The following is a 6,417-nucleotide window of genomic DNA, read 5'->3' as shown; positions in this document are numbered from 1 at the left end:
AATTCAAGATAAAAAAGTTAAATTTTATTTAAAAAAAGGCTACTATGTACTAAAATCAAAACTTGAGCACAATTTAGAAGGTGCCCCTCCCGTTAAAGAAGAGATTGGAAATGAGGGGGAGGAAAAGGAAAGAACATTTTCCATATCAATACCAGATATGCCCTCCGGTCAAAAATATCAACTTAAGGGTTGGGTAGATGAGAATGATACAACCCCTCCTGAATTTGAAAAAATTGAGGGATGGTCAGAGGGGTGGAAAAAGGAGAGCTATAACTTAAATATATATGCATCCGATACCAAATCAAAAGAATTACTTGTATGGTATGAATATATAGCTGAGAATGGGAAAACGGAAGAAAACTACGCTAAGAAATCAGTAGACAGTGAAAGAAAAGAGATATTTGTCATTACAATTCCTGAAGAAAAAAAATCCTATAATGGTAATTATATTATTTATGTTCAGGATGAAGCCGGAAATGTAGCGAAGCGAATTGTAGATGTAAAAATTGATATGGATGAACCGATAATAGAAATGAAAAAGAACCCTGCACCAGGGTGGACCAATGAAGAAGTTCGATTTGAACTGACAGCAGAAGATGAACTATCTGGGATTGATAAGGTTTATTACAAGAAAATATCAGAAAATGGAGTTGCGGTCACAGATGAACCGGTATCTATGGAAGCACAGATTGATGAAAACGGGAATACATATTATGCTTATACTACAGAGGAAGAGGGTATAACCGCTTACCAGTTTTATGCAATGGATCAGGCGGGAAACTGTTCGGATATCCTATCCAGACAGGTGAAGCTGGATAAAACGAAACCCCATATCGAACCTGTCACCAGCAGCGCAGAATATCTGGATGGAACAGGGCGGATTTGGGACAAAAAACGAATTACACTGGAGGCTGAAGCGTGGGATGTAGTGCCGGATACCGATATTGGACAGATAGAGCCATCCGATATAGAAGCAGTTTATATCAGCAGAACGGATCCTGAGGATGAAAACTTTGATCTTACTGGGGAGGATGTACGCGAGATGACACGGGTACACGGGGAGAGCCGGAAATATTCCTATACCATTGAGCCGGAAAATGCGTCTTTTCTTGACAGATCCTATTTTATCTGGGCTGTGGATCATGCAGGAAACTGGACAGAGGTGGAAGAAAAGCGGGTCAGTATGGATGTGGGAACACCTTTGATAAAGTCCTTAATTGTCCTAAACGATCTGAGCGGTCTTTATGACTTTGATCAGCTGAGATCAGAATGGTACGGAAATCGGACCGTAAGCATTCGAGTAGAGGCAGAAGATGATCCGAAGGGTTCCGGAGTACAATTTATCCAGTTATTCGTGCCGGGACAGACACCGGGGTCATTTATGGAACTTACGCAGCCCAAGGCAGCTCAGAAGCTGGCAGGCAAAGATTCCTGGTATGCAGATTTTATATTGCCGGAGCATGTTCTGGATAGTTATGGAGTGTCTTTTCCATTTAAAAATAAGATCTATGCGATGGCGATAGATTATACGGAACATAAATCGGAAAAATCCATGGCTAAAGAAATCATGCTTGAAAATATTGCTCCTAAAATAGATATTTCTTTGACGGAAAAGCCACAGTGTACGGTGGAGGTGACGGGTAAGAAGTACGACTGCTATAACCGGGATACCAGCCTTGCTGTTGGGGTAACCGATGATTTAGATCAGGAAACGGGTATTAATTCAGGTATCAGGAGCATGCAGATAAAATTAAACGGGAAAATAATCTATAATAAGCTGTATGCGCCAAAGACCTTGACACCGGACATGCTTGAGGTAAAGACAGAAGATGCACCCATTGCCGAAGACGGTTCGTATACGGTGGAGGTTAATGTGTCTGACTGGTCAGGAAATGAGTCGGAAAAGCAGTTTACACTGTATAAAGATATTCATAACCCGAAGATTGGAAAGTTAAGCAAGACTCCAGCCAGCTCATGGTCACCAGGAAAAGTAACGGTACAGGCTTCCGATGTCTGTGATAGCAATCTGCCATTTTCATCACAGATCAGAGAAGTCCGCTATAGTACAAAGAATGATTTTAATTCTTCCAGGCCGGCATCTAAAGATCCAAACCAAAAAGATACATATTATTTTGAAGTGAAAGAAGAAAGTGAAAATAGTTATTATCTATGGGCAATTGATCATGCAGCAAATGTATCTCAGGTTCGAAGTATAAAAGTCTCCATTGACAAAACACCGCCCAGACTGCTGAAGTTTGAATTTCAACCGGAAAACTATCAGGAGAGTAATGGAGAAGATTTAAAAGGAGCCGCAATTACCACAGATTACGGGTATTATTTTAACGAGCCATCCACGGTCACTGTGCTTGCCACGGATCTGTTTCAAAATAAGAATGGGGCGAATAATCCAACTTCAGGGCTGAAATATATCAGCTATTATTTTGCTGATGAATTTGGAAAACAGATCATTCAGGGTAAGAAAAAAACGGATGAAGCGGGAAAAATTCAAATTGACATTCCCCCCAATTTTAAAGGCAGAATTTTCGCAAAACCCATTGATACGGTGGGGAACATGCCTGGTAATCATGCAGAGAAATCCGGGATAGATACAGGTTATCTGCAGGCAGATGCAGTCATTGTTGAAGATGAAAATAAGCATCTGGAAACTTCGGATATAAGTATGGAATTGCCGGATACAAATAAGGAGGATCGAGAGAACAGGCCTTTATACAAAAATGATACCAGCGTAGAAGTTATGGTTCGTGACACTTATTCCGGCATACGCAGTATTGAGTGGAGCGTGGAAGCACCCTATGATTCGGAAAATAATCAAACGGGAACACTGGAAATAAATAACCAAAGCGACATAACAGGCGAGGGAGCCGGTTGGACCGTTGAGAAGAAAGAACAGAATCTGGTCACAGAAATGAAAGCCAGTATCCCAATCAGCCACAATAGTAATGGTATAGTCGTAACGATAAAACTAACAGACCGGGCGGGCAATATCTCTTCCAAAAAAATAGACCTTAGTATTGACAAGACTGCCCCGGCGATAAAGGTGGATTATGATAACGCATCCTATGATATGGATTTTGCAGATGAAAGAGAATTCTATAAGGAATCCAGAACAGCCACAATTACCATTACGGAGAGAAACTTCTCCCAGGAAAATGTCATTTTGACGATAACAAATAAGTATGGCGGGATACCTGAACTTCATGATTGGACAGAACATCAGGATCAGAAGGACCCTGACTTGACAACGTATACAGCCACTTTAACTTACCAGGAGGACGGTGACTATCAGTTTGGCATAACATGCAGTGATCTGGCTGAAAACGAAAGCGATTACGATGAGGAGGATACCTTTGTTATCGACATGACACAGCCGGAGATCCAGGTGGCATATGATAATAATGAGGTGCAGAACAAGTATTATTATAAAGATATGCGGACTGGGACAGTTACGATTAAAGAGAAAAACTTTGAGACGAGCAGAGTTGAAATTATAGGGGAAGCCAGCGACAATGGGGAGAAGAAGGATTTCCCGGTGGTCAGCAGCTGGACCAGCCAGGGGGAAGATGTGTATCAGGCAACGATTTCTTATGAAGAGGATGCTCACTATACATTTTCTGCTAAATATACAGATAAGGCAGGAAATCCGGAAAAACAAGAGCTAAAAGATGATTTCTATATAGATAAAACGGCACCGGTTTTAGAATTTAATGAAATAGAAGACAAATCTGCCAACAATGGTAAGGTGGCGCCTGTTGTAATCTGGTCAGACACAAACTATGGAAGTCAGGCGGAAATAAGATTGAAGGGGTCGAACCGGGGGAAAGCAGAGCTTATCGGTAACTATAAGGAATCGGAAAACGGCAGCAGTTTTCTATTTGATGACTTTGAGTATATCCAGGATTGGGATGATATCTATACTTTGTCAGCATCCATCACAGATCTGGCGGGGAATGAGACCAGTAAAGAAATTATTTTTTCCGTCAATCGGTTTGGTTCGGTATACGTTATGGAAAAGGAAGCAAGAAATATTGGAGGTACCTATATTCAGAAAGAGCAGGATATAATGCTGACGGAAACCAATGTGGACAGCCTGCCGGAAGAATCAGTACGCGTTAAGGTCAGTCACAATGGTAACACTCAGGATTTGAAAAGAGGCAGCGATTATACCATTGACCGGGAAGGCGGAGATGGAAGCTGGACAAGGTACCGTTATAAGATACCGGCTGAAAAGTTCCGGGAGGAAGGGCAGTATATCGTGACAGTCAGTTCACGTGATACCGCAGGAAATATAAATGAAAATATCGACGAAACAAAGAAAGCAGAACTCAGATTTGGTGTAGATAAAACAAAACCGGTGGTGATTCCCCTTAACATCGATAGCGATATCACATATTCTGAAGACAGCAAGGTAGCCAGGATTGATATATCAGATAATATGGTTTTGAAAAATGTCCTGATTCAGCTGAATGGGGAAACTGTAGAAACGGTACAGGATGGGCAGGGCGCCTATCTGATTCCGCTAAATAACCAGGGAAACAGTCAGGATATCAGCATAACCGCGGTAGATGCGGCAGGAAATATCGGGAATGTAGCAGTAAAGAATTTTTATATCACTACGAATCTATTCATACGCTGGTATACAAACCGAAAGTTGGTTACAGGTACCTTGATAGCTGCCATCCTGATACTTACTGGAGGAACAGCAGGATTTCTGCTTATGGGATCCAGAAAAAGGAAAAAGCGGCGTACAGAAGGGTAATATAGAGGAGGGATATTCATGAAAATAAAGTGCAGGTCATCAATAGCTGTTTTTTTAGGAATTATCATACTTATGTCAGGTGTCTTTATCTCAAGCACCCTGAATGTGAAGGCTGCTGTTAAAATCAGCAGTAATAAAGCAACCCTGATAAAAGGCCAGAAAAAGCAATTGCGTATAAAAGGAACCAAAAAGACGGTAAAGTGGAGCAGTACCAGAAAAAAAGTAGCGGAAGTCACACCAAAGGGAATCGTTAAAGCCAAAAGGAAAGGGCAGGCTGTCATTGCTGGCAAAATTGGAAAAAAGACTTATCGCTGCAAAATTACCGTTGAGGAACCTAAGTTAAACAAACGGGAACTAAGATTAAAAGAAACGCAGACGGGGCAGCTTAAGCTGACCCGGACCTCTGGAAAAGTTAAATGGAAAAGCAGCAGAGGGAGTGTGGCTACTGTAAACAGCAAGGGTTTTGTCAAGGCAAAAGCATCGGGGAGTACGATCATTAGTGCTACCGTTTGGGGAAAAAAGTATTCCTGCAAAGTAGTTGTAAGTAAGCCGGATACATCAGCGCCCCAAAATGTAAAGCCCACCGGAATCACGCTGAACAAGAATGAAATAACGCTTAATAATGGAACAGCCAGCCAGCTTTCCGCCACAATTGCCCCCTCTAATACAACGGATAAGAGATTGTTATGGAAAAGCTCAGACACTTCAGTGGTGACTGTGGATGCCAATGGTAAGATACAGTCTAATGGTCCCGGAACAGCAGTGATAACCGTTTACTGTCAGGGAGTATCTGCAACCTGTAAAGTAACTGTGGCACCGGAACAGCCGAATGTATCCATTCGTCTCTATGTGGGAGAGGGATTCCAAAAACCAACTGGAATTTTGGATGTAAGGATTGAGAATCATGGGAAAAAGCCATTGACACTTAATAAAATGGTAGTATTAAAAACCGATTTAGTAACCACAAATCTGCATATGAGAATGTATGGTCAGTTTATTTCAAATTATACTGTGGCTCCATTTACAAAAGACTTTGTTCAGGTTAGCAATGTGGAATATAAGGACTTTATGGTTAACATGAAATCAACGTTCCTCTTTTACATTAACTATGACGGAGTCAGCTATATTGGTGAGGCGGATTATTATGGTGAAAATATTACGCTGAAAAGGTTGGCTGATTCTTGATTAAAAAGGGTGGTTTTGATTGGGTAGAGGTTTAGAACCGTGACATATTGTAGCAGATAAGATATTGAGGAAATAAAAAACTTGGAGGATAAAAATAATGGTATATTTGCCTATTGGTTCGGTTGTATTATTAAAAAATGGTAAAAAAAGAGTGATGGTATATGGAAGAAAAATCAGGGCAGACGGAGAAGAAAAGGTGTATGACTATTTGGGCTGCTTGTATCCGGAAGGTGCATTAAACAGTAAGGATGTAGTATTATTTGATCATAGCCAAATACAAATGGTATATTTTATTGGATTTCAAGACTTGGAAGAACTGGCTTTTCGTTCCAGATTACCGGAAGCAGGAGAGGGTTAATCAATGAATAGGGAATTTGACATTAGTATAGGTAAAGTAAAAAAATCAGCAGAGCAGTATAAAGGTATGTATCAGGAAATACAACGGTACAATGAGT

3 protein-coding genes are annotated in these 6,417 nt (G+C 40.9%); all 3 read left to right on the top strand.

Translation table 11 applies throughout. From position 1 onward, the window contains the following. Nucleotides 1-4,777, top strand: a 4,777-nt coding sequence (locus ACH2DQ_RS08140) for an Ig-like domain repeat protein (RefSeq protein ID WP_395026299.1), incomplete at its 5' end; no start/stop codon positions are given. A gap of 18 nt (nt 4,778-4,795) precedes the next feature. Continuing rightward, entirely contained in the window at nt 4,796-5,962 is a 1,167-nt protein-coding gene (locus ACH2DQ_RS08135; RefSeq protein WP_394910824.1) for an Ig-like domain-containing protein, read from the top strand. A gap of 97 nt (nt 5,963-6,059) precedes the next feature. Then, on the top strand, nt 6,060-6,320 hold the full coding sequence (locus ACH2DQ_RS08130; RefSeq protein WP_394910825.1) for a DUF4176 domain-containing protein: 261 nt from the start codon (nt 6,060-6,062) through the stop codon (nt 6,318-6,320). The last annotated feature ends 97 nt before the right edge of the window (nt 6,321-6,417 follow it).

It is taken from the genome of Robinsoniella sp., assembly GCF_034124845.1.
The sequence above is the reverse complement of the archived record's forward strand: the minus strand, read 5'-3'. Positions and strand labels throughout refer to the sequence as shown.